General features: G+C 31.4%; 16 protein-coding genes. 4 read left to right on the top strand and 12 right to left on the bottom strand.

The features are described 5' to 3' along the window. Nucleotides 1-15: 15 nt before the first annotated feature. Nucleotides 16-987 (top strand): hypothetical protein, encoded by a 972-nt coding sequence (locus NNL09_RS18580; RefSeq protein ID WP_196910309.1) that lies wholly within the window; start codon nucleotides 16-18, stop codon nucleotides 985-987. 2 nt (nucleotides 988-989) lie between these two features. On the opposite strand, the gene NNL09_RS18575 is transcribed toward NNL09_RS18580, so the two are convergent. The 12 genes from NNL09_RS18575 to NNL09_RS18520 all read right to left on the bottom strand — a co-directional run bounded on the left by NNL09_RS18575 (nucleotide 990) and on the right by NNL09_RS18520 (nucleotide 13189). Continuing rightward, entirely contained in the window at nucleotides 990-1805 is an 816-nt protein-coding gene (locus NNL09_RS18575) for an AraC family transcriptional regulator (RefSeq protein ID WP_317193923.1), read from the bottom strand. Nucleotide 1806: 1 nt separating this feature from the next. Beyond that, the gene (locus NNL09_RS18570) at nucleotides 1807-2085 is read right to left on the bottom strand and encodes a putative quinol monooxygenase (protein WP_025663568.1); all 279 of its coding nucleotides are present in this window, start codon (nucleotides 2083-2085) and stop codon (nucleotides 1807-1809) included. A gap of 53 nt (nucleotides 2086-2138) precedes the next feature. Then, nucleotides 2139-3314 carry a GNAT family N-acetyltransferase gene (locus NNL09_RS18565; RefSeq protein ID WP_196910311.1) on the bottom strand — a complete coding sequence of 392 codons (1176 nt, stop codon included), beginning with the start codon at nucleotides 3312-3314 and terminating at the stop codon, nucleotides 2139-2141. Then, complete coding sequence (locus tag NNL09_RS18560) at nucleotides 3311-4399, bottom strand: GNAT family N-acetyltransferase (RefSeq protein WP_025663566.1); 1089 nt, start codon at nucleotides 4397-4399, stop codon at nucleotides 3311-3313. The genes NNL09_RS18565 and NNL09_RS18560 overlap by 4 nt, the downstream gene beginning before the upstream one ends. 38 nt (nucleotides 4400-4437) lie before the next feature. Then, nucleotides 4438-6672, bottom strand: coding sequence for a NeuD/PglB/VioB family sugar acetyltransferase (locus tag NNL09_RS18555; RefSeq protein ID WP_160170044.1), 2235 nt, complete (start codon nucleotides 6670-6672; stop codon nucleotides 4438-4440). 81 nt (nucleotides 6673-6753) lie between these two features. Next, nucleotides 6754-7359, bottom strand: coding sequence for a sugar transferase (locus tag NNL09_RS18550; RefSeq protein ID WP_196910312.1), 606 nt, complete (start codon nucleotides 7357-7359; stop codon nucleotides 6754-6756). Between the two features lie 86 nt (nucleotides 7360-7445). Then, nucleotides 7446-8114 carry an acetyltransferase gene (locus tag NNL09_RS18545; protein ID WP_025663563.1) on the bottom strand — a complete coding sequence of 223 codons (669 nt, stop codon included), beginning with the start codon at nucleotides 8112-8114 and terminating at the stop codon, nucleotides 7446-7448. Nucleotides 8115-8168: 54 nt separating this feature from the next. Then, entirely contained in the window at nucleotides 8169-8408 is a 240-nt protein-coding gene (locus NNL09_RS18540) for an acyl carrier protein (protein ID WP_025663562.1), read from the bottom strand. 10 nt (nucleotides 8409-8418) lie between these two features. Beyond that, on the bottom strand, nucleotides 8419-9915 hold the full coding sequence (locus NNL09_RS18535) for an AMP-binding protein (RefSeq protein ID WP_196910313.1): 1497 nt from the start codon (nucleotides 9913-9915) through the stop codon (nucleotides 8419-8421). Nucleotides 9916-9924: 9 nt separating this feature from the next. After that, complete coding sequence (locus NNL09_RS18530) at nucleotides 9925-11022, bottom strand: hypothetical protein (protein ID WP_196910314.1); 1098 nt, start codon at nucleotides 11020-11022, stop codon at nucleotides 9925-9927. 22 nt (nucleotides 11023-11044) lie between these two features. Then, nucleotides 11045-11650 carry a sugar transferase gene (locus NNL09_RS18525; protein WP_196910315.1) on the bottom strand — a complete coding sequence of 202 codons (606 nt, stop codon included), beginning with the start codon at nucleotides 11648-11650 and terminating at the stop codon, nucleotides 11045-11047. 393 nt (nucleotides 11651-12043) lie between these two features. Next, on the bottom strand, nucleotides 12044-13189 hold the full coding sequence (locus NNL09_RS18520) for a glycosyltransferase family 4 protein (RefSeq protein WP_196910316.1): 1146 nt from the start codon (nucleotides 13187-13189) through the stop codon (nucleotides 12044-12046). A 410-nt stretch (nucleotides 13190-13599) separates the two neighbouring features. Here NNL09_RS18520 and NNL09_RS18515 point away from each other — a divergent pair, with 410 nt between their 5' ends. The 3 genes from NNL09_RS18515 (at nucleotide 13600) to NNL09_RS18505 (ending at nucleotide 17674) form a co-directional block, all read left to right on the top strand. Beyond that, nucleotides 13600-15576 carry a right-handed parallel beta-helix repeat-containing protein gene (locus NNL09_RS18515; protein ID WP_081748205.1) on the top strand — a complete coding sequence of 659 codons (1977 nt, stop codon included), beginning with the start codon at nucleotides 13600-13602 and terminating at the stop codon, nucleotides 15574-15576. A gap of 274 nt (nucleotides 15577-15850) precedes the next feature. Then, nucleotides 15851-16219, top strand: coding sequence for a hypothetical protein (locus NNL09_RS18510; RefSeq protein ID WP_196910317.1), 369 nt, complete (start codon nucleotides 15851-15853; stop codon nucleotides 16217-16219). 297 nt (nucleotides 16220-16516) lie between these two features. Continuing rightward, complete coding sequence (locus tag NNL09_RS18505; protein ID WP_196912086.1) at nucleotides 16517-17674, top strand: integrase core domain-containing protein; 1158 nt, start codon at nucleotides 16517-16519, stop codon at nucleotides 17672-17674. The last annotated feature ends 148 nt before the right edge of the window (nucleotides 17675-17822 follow it).

Raw genomic sequence — 17822 nt, 5'->3', positions numbered from 1 at the left:
TAATTTTAAAGTCGCATGAAAAAACTTATAATCAAAAGTATCTTATATGTTTTTTTAATACTCATCGTATTAGAAGGATTAGTGCGTGTTTTTCATTTAGGAAAAGACACTCCTACCCGATTTCTCGACGAATATAAAGTAGAAAAATGGAAACCAAACCAAAATGGTTTTTCGGTTACCGGAAACAGAAGGCAAAATTTTTCAGAATATCATATTAATACAACAGGGTATAATTCTTATAGAGAATTTACTCCAACAAAAGATAAAATAGAAGTAGCATTGGTTGGGGATTCATTTATAGAAGGGTTTCATCAAAACTACTATAACTCTATTGGTAAAAAGATTGAAAATGCTATTCCTGAAATTGAAGTATATGAATATGGTTATGCCGGCTATGATTTTGCAGATCAACTGCACCTGATACATTCGTATGCTTCTCAATTCGACCTTATTGACCACGTTATTTTGGGCATAAAATTCTCTAACGATTTAACCCGTGCAGAATATCGGGTTGTTAATAGTCGATTAGCTTTAGAATCTCCCATAAACAAAATGCTTAAAAAAAGTAAACTAATAGTATACTGTAAAAGCATTGGGGTTTTAGATCCTCCTCAGGAACTAATGTATCGATTCCTTAATATGCTTAAACCTAAAAAAAAGACAGTTTCGATAGATGATGCCGAAATTTTAAGAATTAAAAAAGAAAATGAAGAAAAATACCTGGCCAACTTCAAAAGTTTGATTTCTAAATATGGATATGATAAAAAACGATTTACGCTTCTTTTAGACTCCAGAATAACAAATCCTCTATTTTTATCGTATTTAGAAAAAAATGAATTTAATTACATTGATTTCTCTGCTTCTTTTGAAACTTCTGATCGTTCTACCACTTTGATCTATGACAGACACTGGAACAATCACGGTAGAGATATCATAGCAAAAGATATTACCCAATATTTAAGAGATACCAACTTTGTAAAAAACTAATATCATTCTAGTGTTTTTATTGATTTATCATAAAAATGATGATCATAATTTTTTGTTACAAAATAGTTAGAAGGCTTTTCTTTTGTAAAAAACTGAAATTCGTTAATAAAATGACTTTGATCATAATAGCCATGATCTAATGCAGTAGACAAATACCCAGGATTTCTGTTTAATAGTATTTTTTTTACTGTAGCTTCAAACCGTATAATTCGTTGGATTTTCTTTGGTGTAATCCCAAATTGAGATTTAAAATTTCTTTCAAACTGGCGGTAACTCAAATTAGTATAAGCAGCTAATTCTTTTAAAGAAATTGAATTATACTGCTTATACAAAGAATGCATGATAGTATCCCATTTGTCATTTTGTTTATCATGATAATCATACAAACACTTAAGCAAAAAGGATTCTATACATTTAATTTTGTTATCAATAGTATGGTGCTCATTTAGTTTCTCTAAAAAATCTTTACCTCTGAAACCCCAAATATCTTCGACAGAAGCAAACTGATTGTTTAGCTCTATATATGGAATTGAAGAAAAGTGACGAAAAGCCCCACTTTTAAATCGAACCGATATAAAAGAAACATCACTAAACTCATCTATATGTAATATTGAATTTCTAGGGCAAATAATATGCCCATTATCACATTTATAATTATTTATTAGCAGTGGTTCATGAGTATGAAACAACAATTCTAAACCAGTGCCAGGCAAAATCGCAGGCAATTTAAATGCTCCCGAATGTTTTAGCACATAAATTCGATCAACATACGTTGCCAAACTTTTATTAGGTTTATATGACGTTTTATTGATTAACAATTTAGAAGACTTCTATTACTGGTTCTAATGTAAGCATTGAAGATACTAGTGAGATAAACTCTTTAAAGTGATTCGAAGAATTATGAGCATCAACTGCATTCATATTTGTATATTCTTCATAAAAAATAAACTCTGTATCGACATCTATTTCTTGATATAAACGATAGGTCATACAACCATCTTCTAAATTACTTTCCCGAACCATCTTTTTTGCATGTATCAAAAATTGATCAGTACTTTCTTTCTGTACACTTAATCGTGCTATAATTGTTTTTTTCATATCACAAATATATACCGATATACAATGTCTGGATTGTAAAAAAACGACATCAATTAGGACACATGTGAATTGGTCTCAAAAACAATTTTTTGCATCTTCGATTTCCCTATAATCAAATATGTATTTTCTTCTTCTAAAACTTTTAACACTTTAACATCTGATACTTTTTCAATACTCGTATACAAAAAGTCAAACACAATTTTCCGTAAAAAATTATACTCGGCACTATTATAATCTATTATAGGATATTGCTTATCATCCTGTACTTCTATTATAGGTAATGCCTGATATGTTGGTTCCTGTAAGGCAACAGTATTCTTTTTTCGTTTTGCTTTATATTTTTTATATCGAACATAGGCTATTTTAAAAACAAGTTCTTTAAAACTTACTTTCAAATATTCAATAGCGGCAGTAACAGCAGCAGAAATAGATTTTTTGGGATAGATTATTTGGTGTTCAAAATTATAGATATGGTTGCACCATTCTCTTTTGTAAGTAAGATCTCCCATCCCCATCTCATAAGACTTATGATTATTTGCAATACACCAATCTAATTTCTTATAAATCTCTACACTCCCTAAACTAAATTTTCGGTAATCAATATCATATGATGATATTGCACTAAATAGTTGTCCGTAAAAATGATTATTAAGTGATATAACTATTGGATTATCATTGTCATAAACAACAAACAATGATGCTTTTTTTTGATTGATTAAAGAAAAATATATGCTTTTATAGTGATCCCATCGAATAAGACTTTGACTCACATCATTACGCTGTTTAAATCTTCTGATCAACATTTTTTCTAAACAATCCATCAATAGATCGTATTCCTCCTCTTCTATTCCACCATAATATGTTCTATATGAAATCTGAAAACACGATTCGAGTCGTTTTACTCTCCTTCTTATTCCTTTTGCATTACTTCTGAAACGATATTTTACATAAGCATCTGCACTAGCAAAACCTTCCAGTAAAATAGCATACCCTTTAAAAAACTGATCAATTTTTTTTAGATTAAACACTCTTTTATTAAGTTCTGGCTTCAGATAATCAGCTATAAAGAAAACCGAGTAAACCGTATCGGGATTGTTTATTAGTTTTTCATCATAATCTGGATTAATTAATCCTTCTTCACTTTCTAAAGTACCAATCTTAGGAAAGATTTTTGGAATCAATCCTTTTTCAAAAAGCTCAAAAAAATAATCTATCTGGACCTTTTTCATATACTTAATCTATAAAAGGGAAAAAAGTAATCTTTTACATTCTCTTTATGAACATGAGAATATTCTAGATTGGCAGAGAGACATAGCTCATCATAAATTTTTTCATTAATAATTTTTCTGCCGGTATGAAAAATTACATCCTCATCTTTTGGAAAAAGTGATTTTTTATGTCTGTACAATCCATCACCATCTTTCATACCTCCTCCTAAGACATAACACTTGATCTTATTATTGATCGCCCACTCTATAATTTTCACTCTAAGAAAATCATTGGGCCTATAACTAAAATACTCTGCATTTGTTCCTCCAAGAAATGCAAAAATAGTATCCTTATAACCAATGATAAGTTCTATAGAAATTGGGGTACCCTCATAATATGCAATGGCAATAGAAAAATTATCTAAATTTGATAATATCAGGTTTTCAAAATAAGTATTGGAGAAAAAATAAATACGATCTGCATTATTGCGATTCATCGTATTCACATAGATATCATTAAAGATTTTAATGATATCTTTTGTTATTTCATGCTTATGAAAGATTTTAAACACTAAATTGTGATTTACTGCCTTTCTATAGTTGTTTCTAACTTTAGGTAAAAATGCCACCCATTGATCGTCAAAATTTTCTAAAAGATGCCCTCTTACATTTGATAATGTATTGGTTACACATCCCGAATATTTTTTGTGGTTTCCATTTAAACTAAATCGAATAAACTCTGTTACTACATTATGATCCATATACCATTGATCAACATTGTTCCAAAATTGAACAATATCTTCTTCTGTCACAGTATCATTAAACAAAGGTCCACTATAGCCATATGGGCTTGTAACATCAAAATACGGATGTTTCTTATCTTTTATCTTTATTTCTCTAAAAACAAAAGGCATTAGAATAACAGGCTCATTATCTTTTTCAAACAAAAAGTATTTTAGCGTATCAGAGTCCTTCTCAAAATGTAACAAATGTTCGGCCGAATAATATACATTATTGTTCCATTTTTTTTGAAGGAGCGTCTTATATTCTATGATGTCTGAATTTTCATCAAGGTTTTTAATTAACAGTTTGTAATTTTGCTCCAATTGTAAAAATATTAGTTAGGTATGGTTGTTTATTAGTACTATATAGGTTTTTCTTTTAATTCTGTTTTTTTTAAAAAGTAATCATTTATTTTTTCAGATAACACTTGTGATAACCAAATAATTCTACCACAATGTTCTACATGCCACACAGCTTTTCCATCAAACACATTTCCCGCTAGTAGTGGTCCAACAATATGTAAATTATCAGAAGCTTCTAATTGCTCATTAACCTCAAATCCTATCTTAGAATCATTAGGTTTGCAATATCCTTTCTCTATTAATTTCTTTAACAATTCTGGGATATTTTGTTTGGTTAGATTTGTACTACCCACACAATTAATTACTATCCCAACAGAATCTTCATAGATTTTGTTTTTCCCAGATTTTGTATCTAAATATTCTAGAGAATATTCTCCCGTAGTTGTATTATCAATATCTCTAAATCGTCCTGCAATATGATCAAAACGATTTTCCTCCTTCAATTCATCAACGGTTTTAGAATAATGAAAACCGGCACATCGTTGTCTTCTTCCTATTTCATTACCATAATAGCAAGCAAACTTTTTTAATTCTTCTGGGTTTAACTTATTTAATAAAGCACCAAAAGCTTTTGATATAATATCTACCGTAGAAGCTGCTCCCAGATCAATCTGATCGGCATAATCCAAATCTTTAAATGTTGCTTCTGCTATAATTTTTGCAGTTATATTTTTTTCTTTGGTTAATGCCTGTAAGTTAAAAGGTGTGTATTCTTTTTTTCGTTCTTCATCAATAACAGCATCTGGCAATAATCCCTGAGTAGAAAGAATAATGAATTTATTAATTCTGGACTTTATATTTTCGACGTCATTTAACTTATACAGCAACTCTAATCCACTCGCATTGGCTCCTACTATAAGCACATTAGTTTTCTTTTCTGACTGTTTTTCAAGAAAGCTATCTATTTTCTCTAAAGTTGTCTTTAACTCAGAACTGTAAGGATCATTTACAAAAAGTAATTTATCCTCTTCTATTATATCTTCATTTTTCCAAAGGTGATTAACGGGTAGAGAACCAACAGATAAGATAACTTTTTCAGAAAAAACAGTGTCTTTGTTATCTAGAAGCAATTCATATGTATTTTCTAATTTTTCTATATCTATCACTTCTGCATTGATGTAATTAACATCAATAGCACCTTTGATTTTAAATTCTTCTAATCTGTTTTTTACTTTTTCATTGATATACCATCCAAAAAAGCGGCGAGGAATAAAAAGATCCTCCCACTCATTATTTTTAATTTTATCCTCATGTTTGGTAATCCATTCGGAAGATAAGGTACCTCCATCTTTTTTTAATTCATCTAATAACCAATTCTTATTGTTATTAAGCCATTTAATAAATTTCCCCAACTCTGGCTCTGGTAAAAAGTTTTTTAAAGATGTTATAAGATGAACCGAAAAACCAGATCTTGACCCATATGGTATCCCTGAGTGAAACTCTCGATATTTATCGATTATATTAATATTAATCTTTCTTTTTGTCTTATGGTTTTCGATAAGATCCAAGAAATGCAAAATAGTGAAGGATGATGAAATTCCCGAACCAATAAAAGTGATATCTGACGATTTTGGTTTGTTATTAAGCTTCAAGTCTGTAAGTTTTGTTTTTATAATTTTACCAGGGTTACCAACAACTGTAGAATAATCAGGAACGTCTTTTAAAACTACGGTTCCTGCGCCAATGGTACACCATTTTCCTATTTTAACTTTTGGTATTACAACAGCACCAACTCCAACATGTGAACCTTCTCCAACTTCAACATGGCCACATAAAGCAGCTTTTGGCGAGATGTGTGCAAAATTTCCTATAATATTATCATGGTCTATGCTTGCCGCTGTATTTATAATTACATGTTCTCCGATAACCGTATTGGGTTGAATTATCGCTCCCGCAAAAACAACGGTACCTTCTCCTATTTTTGCAGTTGGGGCTATAATTGCTGAGTGGTGTATCGCCTTTTCAAAATCACTTTTTAGGAAACCAGCTATTTCTGCTCTTTCTGCATTTATACCTACTGCCACAATTACAGGATATCCTTTATGTGGAAATTCTTTTAGATTTCTTCTTGCTCCAGAAGTTACATTCTTAGACGCATGATGGCGTCCAGAAGGTTTATCGTCAAAAGTTTCGGTTACTTCATAACCGTTCTCTTCTAATACTTCTCGTATGACTTGAGAATGCCCACCAGCTCCATAAATCCTTATTTTTTTGGGGTCTTCAGTTATTTTCATTTTACTCATTACTAAATTTAAGTTGATTTGTTGGTTGTGTGAATTATGTCGTTCTACAGAACTTTTATAAAAGTTTTTTTGTTAGTTATTTCCTTTCCAAGCAGGCATAATGGTGTTTTGATCTATGTTTACACCCTCTTTTTTAATTACTTTCTTTATGGTTAAAAATAAAATTTTAATATCTAAGATAAAACTTAGATTTTCTACATACCATACATCATATTCAAATTTCTGACTCCAGGATATTGTATTTCTACCTTTTACCTGCGCCCATCCTGTTATACCTGGCCTTACATCATGTCTTTTCTTTTGCGTCTCATTATACAAAGGTAAATATTCGACCAAAAGAGGTCTTGGACCTATTAAACTCATATCTCCTTTTAAAACATTAATAAGTTGTAAAATCTCATCTAAGGAGTATTTTCTAATAAATGCTCCTGCTTTTGTTATACGAGAAACATTGTGCACATCACCTTTATCTTCTGATCTTAAATCAGACATTGTTTTAAATTTAATGATTTTAAAAAGTCGACCATTTTTTCCCGGTCTTAACTGAAAAAAAAATGGCTTACCACTATTAACTACAATTAATATTAGAACCAACACTAGTATAATGGGAGATAACATTACTATACCCAAAAAGGAAAGTACAAAATCTAATAATCGTTTTACATATGGGTTGTACATATATTTTTTATTGCTTTTATAAATTTAATTAACAACGCTTTATTTCTTTAAACTTATCGTTATTTCTAAAATCACAATCTCTTTTCTTAGGACTTAGACAAATAGTTTTCTCCTTTTACAACAGTTCTTATTTCTTTCCCAGGGACACCATACACTAGTTTAAAATCATCCACATCGTTTAGAAGTAAAGAACCTGCTCCAATAATACTATGTTTTCCAATAGTAATACCTTGAATAATATTTGCGCCCAATGATATTGCAGTACATGTACCTATACTAACATTTCCTCCAACAGTAACTCCTGGCGCTAAGCTAGAAAAGTCCTGTATATCGCTATCATGATCAAAATTAGCATCGGTATTCATGATACAAAAATCTCCAATCCTTGCATGCGCATTAATAGTAACAGAAGCCAGTATTATACTTCCCTTACCTATCACAACAGTCGGACTAATTATTGCTGAAGGATGAATTACTGTAATAAATTCAAAATCCGGAGATATTTTTTTTATCCTCGCTTGCATTAAAAACCTAGTCCAATTATCTCCTATTGCAATAACTCCTTTATTGATCCCTTGTTCTACAAGATCTTTAATATAATCTTCTGTACCAAGAATCTCATAACCCAGTAATTTTTCGCCTTTTGGTTTAAACGTATCTATAAGACCATGAATTTGATAATTTGCATTCAACTCAATAGTTTCTATAATCACTTTAGCGTGACCCGAAGCACCAATTATCAAAACTTTATCCATCCATGTTTTTTTATAAATTATTCCTTGGTATACCTACAAAAGTACTTTATATAGTTATAATTCTGATTCTATGGTTCTTATTAAATCCCCAACATTATTCATATTCATTAAATCCATTAGTTTAAATTTAATCCCAAAAGATTTTTCGACTTCAGAAATAATCATCATATGCGTTACAGATTCCCACCCATCAACATCATCTGCTGTAGTTTCATCGGCAAGCTGAAAATTATCATGTTCTAATACAGATATAAAAGCTTCTTTTACTTTTGATAAAATCTCTTCTTTACTCATTATTGATTATTTAATTTATGTCAAAATATGTTCTTAATTCTTTTCTGTTAATTTTTCCGTTGATACTGTGCGGAAACTCTTTTATAAATCGTACATGTCCCGGAATCATATAATCAGGCATTTTAGTTTTCATATAATTGAATATCTCTTCAGTATCAAATTCTTCAGATTCTATAGCCAAGCCTAACTCTGCATTACCTAATGCATTGGTAATATCTAAAGCAACCATATTCACCTTTCTCTCTGATTTTGTTTTTGCATGAAATTCTACTTCTGCCAGCTCTACTCGATATCCTCTAATTTTTACCTGAAAATCTGCTCTACCAACATATAAAAAATCTCCTTCTTCATCTTTAAAACAAAGGTCTCCGGTTTTATAGTAACGTTGTTTTTTTCCATTTTCTTCTCTCACAAAAAAACTTTGAGCATTTCGCTCTTCATTTTTCCAATATCCAGGAGTTATCTGTGGTCCTCCCAAGGACAGTTCTCCTGTTACATTTACCGGCACTTCTTCATTATCTTTATTTACAACAAGATACAATGTATCTTTTTGCGGCGTCCCTATAGCTATTATTCCATTATGAGCTTTTTGGTGAGTTTCTTTATGATATGGATAAAAGCCGCTATAAACAGTAAACTCTGTAGGGCCGTAATAATTAAATATTTTACAATTAGGAAGGCATTCGCTCCATTCTTTAGCAATATCACTATGTAGTGCTCCTCCGCCAAAACTACAATATCTCACATCGGGAGCATTAATTTCGGGGAAATACGGCCTTAGATAATTTATGATCGAAGGTACCATCGTAAGAACCGTAAGTTTCTGTTCCTTAATAAGTTTAAAAATATAAAAGTACTTAATTGCTCCTTTTGGTATCGTATAGATACAAGAACCTGATAAGAAAGGAAATAAATAGGTTACTACAGAAAAATCAAAAGTAAGTTCGAACATTTGTAAACATCGATCTGAAGGAACCAGATTAAATTCTGGTTCAGCATCAATCGCATTTACAAGTGCATTAACATTATCAAAAGTAATAGGAACCCCTTTAGGAAGCCCAGTAGTACCTGATGTAAATAATATATATGCTAACTGATCTCCAGAAACATCCTTAGGCTTCAGGTTAATATCTGTAGTATCTAATGCTCCCGAAGTAATAACTTTATAATTCTTATAAATTGAGGTTTCAGAAGAATCAATAACATATTGTGTTTCTGTTAATTCAAAAACTTTACTATTACGCTCAATTGGTGTTGATGGATTTACAGGAACGTATGCTTTCCCTTCGAGCCAAAGTGCAAGGATACTTGCATAGGTCTGAAGATCATCATTAGTAACTAAACCAATTAGTTTTTCAGAATCTTCTACAGTATTAGCTATGGCATTTCTTATTTTAGATATTTCAATAGCAAAATCATGATATGTATAAAACGTATGATTTATACATAATGCATTATGATCAGAATGGTTTTCTATCGATTCTTGTAGTGTTTTTACAAATTTCATCTTTTTGATTTAATAAAAATGACCATCTCTATTTAACATATTTGAATTTTCAAAATCGAGACTAGTCTCATCGTGTGCTAATCCTTTTTTTATTACTTTATGGGTAAAAATAGTCCTATATCGTTTCGTTATATTATCTGATAATTTGGTATCGTCTGTAAAAATGAATTTCGTTTTCTTTTGGATAAAATTCTCTATTAAAGCATCGATACATACATCATAATTTTTCTCATCTTTTACCAAAAAATATTTAACATTAAACTCATTATAATTTATCACATAAGATAAAAAACCAATAATTTCATTTTCTTTTATAATTTTAAGATTATGAATATAAATATTATTACTGGTTCCTGTTTGCAATGATGTATATGGATGTTTTGTTGCAATTGGAGTTTGCATATACTGCATCCCATTAATCTGCCAGTTCACATATTCCTTTGTTTTATAGATCAGGTCATTTTTGCAAAGCGGATCTATAAACTGCCAGGTCGCATCATCCAACTGATTAATATACTCATAAGAAAGTGTTTTAGTTCTTTTTCTAGCTTTAGGTCTATTTAGTAACCTAATACATGATGCTACTGTATTATCAATTCTATCTAAGATAAATTTAATTGATTTTAAAAACCGAAACCTTCCTATAAGCATAGATGCATCGAGACTAAGGAAGATAGTATGTCTTAATCTTGATGCTATTACAGTAAAAGGTTGTTTTTCGTAAAACGTAGTTACATTTTCTGCATACGATTTTATGAGTATTTGTTTTCCTGTTAGATTTACAGCTTCATTATAGATATAGGTTCCCAGAACTGTATCTTTATAATCCTTATGCACCCACCAGGAGATCATCCAATACACTTTTGATGGTTCTCCAATTCCATTATTAAGTAGATCGGGGAACATAAAAACAAAAGAGATCATTTTTTCGCCTTCGTAACCAATAACTCCACAATAGTCCTCCTCTTCTATTCTCGAATTCGAAACTAACCATAATGCTTTACTTTTTGGTAATGGAGTAAGATTTCCTTTCCAATAGGTATTTTTTTCTATACCTTCTCTAAGCATTTTTTTGGTTAAGGCTACTATGTTTAAATTTTTATTCATCTATTATTCCTAAGAAATATAACTAGTTTGTACCGTCAAAATATTCTGATGTCAGATCGTTGGATAGATTCACATCTTCTTTTTGTATTACCTTTTTTAAGGTTAATCCGATTATTTTTAGATCTAACAAAAAATTATAATTTTCTACATACCATACATCATATTCGAACTTTTTTTTCCAGGTAATAGAATTTCTTCCATTAACCTGGGCCAATCCGGTAATACCCGGTCTTACATTATGTCTCTTTTTTTGAACATCATTATACACAGGTAAATATTCTATTATCAAGGGGCGAGGCCCTATCAGGGACATTTCTCCTAGTACTACATTAATCAATTGTGGAATTTCGTCTAAAGAAGTTTTTCTTACAAATGCTCCTACTCTGGTTATTCTATCCTTATCTGGCAATAAATTTCCTTGTGCATCTCTTCTATCATTCATAGTCTTAAACTTAATGATGCTAAAAATCTTTTCATTTTTACCTGGTCTTCTTTGAACAAAAAATGGTTTGCCTCGATTTGCAATAGCCAGAAAAAGAATCAATAATATAAATACAGGTAAAATAAAGATCAGGAATAGTAGCGACACACTAAAATCAAGACTTCTTTTTATAAAAAACTTATACACCTTTTTAAAGTTTAGACGGCCATAAAAGGGACTCTATTATTTACTCCAACAAATGTATAAACCATTTGTTAAAAAGTGAAATAAAAGAATTACTATCTCCTTTACAATCATTAATATTAACAACAAAATGATATGATCCTAAAAATGTATCCAGGACAATCACATAACACTAAAAATTGGGGGAATAAACAGACAAATATTATTTATACTACCAGGGAATGAAGCTAATAATTTGTCTATGATTCTATATCTAAAATCGAGAGTAAATATACAATCAATATTTCGGTTTTTACCTCATTGAATTAACTTTTTTTAACAAGGAATTGTTATTAAAAAATTATGTGCAAAAACAGATACAATTTTTATATATAAGTTTGTATCTGTCCTCCATAATTACAACGTGCGATACTCTTCCAGCAGCGCTTCCCAAACTACCTTTCGTTCATATCGACTAGTGATCGATTCTCGCGCATTGCCGGCCAAGGTATCTCGTTGAGGCTTGTCTTCTACCAGCATTTTTAAATTCTGAAACAACTGTTCTGCATCTTTTACCGGGATGATTTTGCCATTTATACCCTCTGTTATAATCTCATTACAGCCATTAATATCAGTAACAACACTTGCTAATCCCATAGATGCAGCTTGCATCACTACGTTAGGAAACCCTTCGCGATAACTGGGAAATGCCAATATATCAGAAATTGCAAAATAAGGCCGTACATCATTCTGCCAGCCTACGGTAATGATATTTGGATTGGTATTAATTTCTTCTTCGGTATCTGGGGATAATGGATCTAAATCCTTTTCATAGGTACCTACCAACAATAATTTGACAGTAGCAGACGCTGTATTTAATTTCTTAAACGCATCAATAAGCTCATGTATACCTTTATCTTTTACCAGTCTACCAACATATATAATTACTGTATCTGTAGATTTAATACCAAGACTCTCAGATAATTTAAGATTTTCTTCTTTAGTATAAAGTCCCGGATCAAAGAACGAAGTATCTATCCCGTTAGAACTCCCATTGGCGATAACTTTTAATTTTTTTGATGACGTATATTTATTAGCTATAATAATGTCATTAAGCCCAGATGAATTGGGGTAAATTTTGGTAGCACAGGTATAAGTAGCTTTTTCTACTGTATCCAACAGTACTCTCTTTGCTCCTGTAGCTTCTAGTAATGGCAATCCGGCAATCGTATGTAAACGATGAGGCACACCTGCCAGCTTTGCAGCCAACATAGACAATGTTCCCGCCTTAGGAGTATGACTATGAACTATTTGCGGTTTTTCTTTTTTAAAAACTTTATATAACCTGTAGACCGCTTTTAAATCTTTGATCGGAGTAATCTTACGAGTCATCTCAACCGGGATCACACGCACCCCTTCATTCTGTGACACCATATCTAATTGCCCTTCTCCTTTTCCCGATACTCCAATGATATCATAATATTGAGACATAAATTTTAATTGTCCCTGTAATAATTTCCCTAATGATATAGGTACGGTAGTAACCCTAATTATTTTTTGCATTTTCCCCAGACTTAAAAAGTATAACTAGTAAACTCATTATCAATTTGTAATTACAATAACAATGAGTTGATTCTAAAATATTTTCGGATACAAATATAGTTATATGTGAGTGTTTGAAAACTTTAAATTATGGTTTCTTTTATTTTTTAATCGCCAGGCAAAATAACTAGTAAAAATGCTGTTGTTTTCTGCGGAAAATCAACAAAAAAAGTAAGGTTTACGCTATTAAAATCAAGTATTTACGTTTTTTGAAGAAAATTTAACATTTCCAAATAAAATTTACACAATTAATTTCTCAATCTTACGTTAGTGCACTTAATAACTAACTCAAAAAAGTAACAACAAACTCAAAAAAAATGGTAAATAACTTAAAAACAGAATAATAATTAACCCAAATAAATATCCCCCCAATGAAAAAGTTACCTTATTACCTACTTATTTTTATGAGCTGTATTGCTATTTCCTGTAGCAAAGAAAATGTTGATGAAGTTGCTCCGCCAGATACTGAAGGAGAAGTTCCTGTTATTGATCCAATAGCTGATACACCACCAAATGTGGTTACTACTCCTTGTGATTTCGACCTATCTACTGTTGCTGCCAATTCTACAATCGTATTTAATTGTGTTTTAGATCTTAAAGGAGAAACGATCACACTACCAGCTAATGTTAAATTTGAATTTGACGGTGGTGATGTTAAAAATGGAAAATTAATTTTTGCCGGTGGTACTATCGCTGGTGAACTTTTAAGTTCTAGTATAGAAATCGAAGGAGATGTACAACTTAAAGAACCTACCTTTAAATTTTTTGCTTCGCGGTGGAACGGTATTGTCGAAGGAACTACCACTTCTGAGATTGCTCAAGAAAATACTTTTGAGCTAGAACGATTATTTGAGTATACAAAAAGCTATGGAGCTAAGACTTTTCAGATTGGTAAGTTTGATGCTTTTTTCCAGATACACTATCCAACAGCACCTTATACTATAGTTCATCATAAGGCTATTGAAGCAGTTAATGTCCCTTCTGATTTTAATCTGGTCATGTCTGATAATACTAACCTACGTGTTTTTCCTGGTGTTGCAGAAAATGAAAGAGGAGCCCTATTAGCTGTACGTGATGCAGAAAATATTACTATATCTGGAGGAAATTTAATTGGTGATAGAAATATACGAGCCTACCCTCCTGGCGAATTAGCAGGACAGTATGGCTCACATACTTTGTTAATCAATGCTGGAAGAAATGTTACCATAGATGGTGTTCGATTTATTGATGGATCCAGTGGTTCTCTTAATATTAACTCTATTGGTTTTTCTTTTAATCCAGATACCTATAATCCTACTACTAACGTAACTGTACAAAACTGTATATTCGAGAATAGTAGAAGAATGAGTATCGCTTTGACAGAAGGTAGAGATATCAAAATATTAAATAATACGTTTACCAATACTGGTAACGTTTCTACAAATTCTGATGGTGGTGAAGTTGGATATGCTATTAATATTGAAGCCACAAGAAGAAGAGATCCTGATACAGGAGAGCTTAGAGAATTTGAAAGAGTTTTTGATGTCCTTATCAAAGGAAATACCGAAACTGGTAGTAGAGGCGGATGTGTTTCTATTACTATTGGTCAGACCGTAACTGTTGAGGAAAATAATTTTGAAACCCAATTAGTGTTTACACACACCAACGGTACAAAAATCATTAATAATACGTTTAAAGCATTATCTGAAAAGGCTAAAGAGCGATTTGCCATATTTGCAGCAGATGGTGGTGAAACTGCTTTTAACAATATAATTTCTGGTAATAACATCTCTGGATATGACCTGGCAATTGCTACCAATGCCGATGATACGGATATCACTAATAATACGATAACCGATTGTGCTATAGGATTACAATTTGGAAAATCTAAGAATTCTGAATTTAATGATAATAACATTACTACATCTGGTAATGCTATAAGCGCTACAAATTCTTTTGCAAAAAACATCTCCTTAAAGCGTAATACAGTTAATGGTGGTCGTTTTCATGTATATTTTGCACAGCTTAATAATAAGCCAGAATATAGTGACTATCGTGTAACCTTAGAAGATAATACATTTACGACTTCTAAAGCTGTAAACTTCACAAAGACCAATGGTATTATATTTAAAAACAATAAGGTTGATGGTGGTTTACAAATTGGAGATGCTTCTAATATAGAAGTTTCTGGAAATACTAAAATTAGCCCTACAGAGAGTGATGGAATTCGATTATTCGGAGATAACTCATCAGTAACGTTGCTTAATAATACCATCTTTGAACCAACAGGTGCGGCAAGATTTGTATGTATAAATAATAATTCTACTAATCCAGGGGCGGTGACCGATACAGGTAATACATGTAACTAATTAGTCTAAAATATTTTATAAAAAACCAGAGTTGTTATACTCTGGTTTTTTTTATTTTATAACCTATTTTAATAATATCATGGTATTATTAAAAGTGAAATATTTCTTTAATGTAAATTTATTTAAAATTCATCCTCTATAAGATTAAGTTCGTCACATTTTTAAAGAATGGTTTTATATAGAATTCTAGAACTTATATTTTTATAAATTCAAAATTTATAAATGGAATATAATAGCAATTGTTATTACAACATTTTTGTACACAAGTTGACAAATGACACTTAAAAAGAAAATAAGAATTGGAATCGGAATCTTAATAATTGGAATTTCATTTTGGCAATTCGGGCTATTTAATAGATTTAATTATTTGACTGCAAAAATTGACATTTGGCGTGATTCTCCTAGAATTGCAATGGTTGGAATACCTTCCTATCCTTGCGGAGTTCCTTGTATCGGGTTGAATGAGGAATACGGATTTCATGAATCCAATGTTGGCTGTTTAGTAACTGGACCTCAATTACGTGGAATTGACTCGTATAACGCCCAAATTGAAAAGTATCTGAATAAAAGAAACGGAAAAGATTGGCGTAAAAAATACGAAGCGGAATTAGACTCGCTGATTAAAAATAATTTATTAGAATAAAACCTGTGTACAACACTATATATGTGATCATAGCAGCTAAGTGATGAATTGAATGGTTGTTGTATTTTTTTGGTAAAGCGCAATGCTTGCAAAAAGTAAAAGTTAGCAACCAATGCGCAGAAATGTCGATGGTTTGGTAACATTTTACTCTGCTACGACACATATATTAAACGTTACCTACAAGCGGGTACGTTAAACAAACATCCTTTACAAAGTTAAAGAAACATAGTTTACACTTTTTAAGGTATAATTTGAGGGAAAAATCAAATTATCATGCCTTGGAAAACGACAACAACTATGAAACAAAAAATTGAATTTATCTGTGAATGGCGAACAGGAAAGTATACCATCACAGAATTATGTAAGAGTTTTGGAGTCTCCAGACCAACAGCCTATAAATTGATTCATCGATTCGAAAATCAAGGCTTTGAAGGTCTAAAAGAACTATCCAGAAAGCCTGGAAAACATCCTAATACAACGGATCAAAAAATCATTGAAAGTATTCTTAAGTTAAAAGAAAAATATAAGTTATGGGGGGCGAAGAAAATTAGGGTTTTATTGTTTAAAGAATTTCCAAAAGAGCAAATCCCTTCTGTGGTTACGGTTCATAATATTCTTCGAAAAAACGGTTTGGTATCCCCTCAAAAACGAATGCGTAGAGTAAAGCCTATACACCCTATTTTTGACCCCAAAAACTGTAATGAAGTATGGAGTGCCGATTATAAAGGTAAGTTCTTAATGGGTAATAAAATCTACTGTCATCCACTAACTATAGCGGACTCTAAAAGTCGATTCTTATTCGCCGCCAAAGGACATTACAAAGAAACACTAAAAGCTGCCAAGACAGCATTCACAAAGGTTTTTAGAACCTACGGCATCCCAAAACAAATACATACTGATAATGGAAGCCCCTTTGGATCTGTAAGAGCCATACAACGATTTACACAACTCTCTTATTGGTTTATAGAACTAGGTATTATCCCTGTATTTTCTGACCCAGCACACCCAGAACAAAATGGTAGACATGAACGTATGCATCGCGATTTAAAAGCGGCTTGTGCCAAACCTTCAGCCTTTGATCTAAAAGCACAACAAAGGCGTTTAAACCACTTTGTAAAGGAATATAATCACATAAGACCACACGAAGCTTTAGATATGAAAACACCAGCGGATGTACACGATTTTTCCTGTAGACCATTCCCTGAAAAAATAAAAGATTTTGACTATGATTCTAAGTATAAAATTCTAAAAGTAACGAAGAGCGGAGCTATAAGATGGAAGTCCTATTATTGGGTGTATTTAACTGCAGCATTAAAAGGAAAATATGTAGGAATCCAAGAGCTAGGTAATGGTATTTGGAAAGTCTATTATAGAAATGTATTTTTAGGTTTCTTTGATCAAAGAAATCTAAGACATAAACAACAATCAACAAGGTTAGAAACTAATTTAGTGTAAACACCTAATCTTTAACTTGTGTAAACTATGTATCTTAACGAACAGCGCAAAAAAATAGAATGTTTGAAAATTTCTGAGCCGTAGACGAAAAAAATTAATGAAACACTTATTAACCAAAACAACAGTATGAGATTAGAAGGAATGTGTG

The organism is Aquimarina sp. EL_43 (assembly GCF_943422735.1).
Lineage (GTDB): Bacteria > Bacteroidota > Bacteroidia > Flavobacteriales > Flavobacteriaceae > Aquimarina > Aquimarina megaterium.
The sequence above is the reverse complement of the archived record's forward strand: the minus strand, read 5'-3'. Positions and strand labels throughout refer to the sequence as shown.

What these genes read in the sequence shown, in the direction of transcription:
- NNL09_RS18580 (WP_196910309.1), top strand. Translation starts at nt 16, where the DNA reads ATGAAAAAACTTATAATCAAAAGTATCTTATATGTTTTTTTAATACTC.
- NNL09_RS18570 (WP_025663568.1), bottom strand. Translation starts at nt 2,085, where the DNA reads ATGAAAAAAACAATTATAGCACGATTAAGTGTACAGAAAGAAAGTACT.
- NNL09_RS18565 (WP_196910311.1), bottom strand. Translation starts at nt 3,314, where the DNA reads ATGAAAAAGGTCCAGATAGATTATTTTTTTGAGCTTTTTGAAAAAGGA.
- NNL09_RS18555 (WP_160170044.1), bottom strand. Translation starts at nt 6,672, where the DNA reads ATGAAAATAACTGAAGACCCCAAAAAAATAAGGATTTATGGAGCTGGT.
- NNL09_RS18550 (WP_196910312.1), bottom strand. Translation starts at nt 7,359, where the DNA reads ATGTACAACCCATATGTAAAACGATTATTAGATTTTGTACTTTCCTTT.
- NNL09_RS18545 (WP_025663563.1), bottom strand. Translation starts at nt 8,114, where the DNA reads ATGGATAAAGTTTTGATAATTGGTGCTTCGGGTCACGCTAAAGTGATT.
- NNL09_RS18540 (WP_025663562.1), bottom strand. Translation starts at nt 8,408, where the DNA reads ATGAGTAAAGAAGAGATTTTATCAAAAGTAAAAGAAGCTTTTATATCT.
- NNL09_RS18535 (WP_196910313.1), bottom strand. Translation starts at nt 9,915, where the DNA reads ATGAAATTTGTAAAAACACTACAAGAATCGATAGAAAACCATTCTGAT.
- NNL09_RS18530 (WP_196910314.1), bottom strand. Translation starts at nt 11,022, where the DNA reads ATGAATAAAAATTTAAACATAGTAGCCTTAACCAAAAAAATGCTTAGA.
- NNL09_RS18520 (WP_196910316.1), bottom strand. Translation starts at nt 13,189, where the DNA reads ATGCAAAAAATAATTAGGGTTACTACCGTACCTATATCATTAGGGAAA.
- NNL09_RS18515 (WP_081748205.1), top strand. Translation starts at nt 13,600, where the DNA reads ATGAAAAAGTTACCTTATTACCTACTTATTTTTATGAGCTGTATTGCT.
- NNL09_RS18510 (WP_196910317.1), top strand. Translation starts at nt 15,851, where the DNA reads ATGACACTTAAAAAGAAAATAAGAATTGGAATCGGAATCTTAATAATT.
- NNL09_RS18505 (WP_196912086.1), top strand. Translation starts at nt 16,517, where the DNA reads ATGAAACAAAAAATTGAATTTATCTGTGAATGGCGAACAGGAAAGTAT.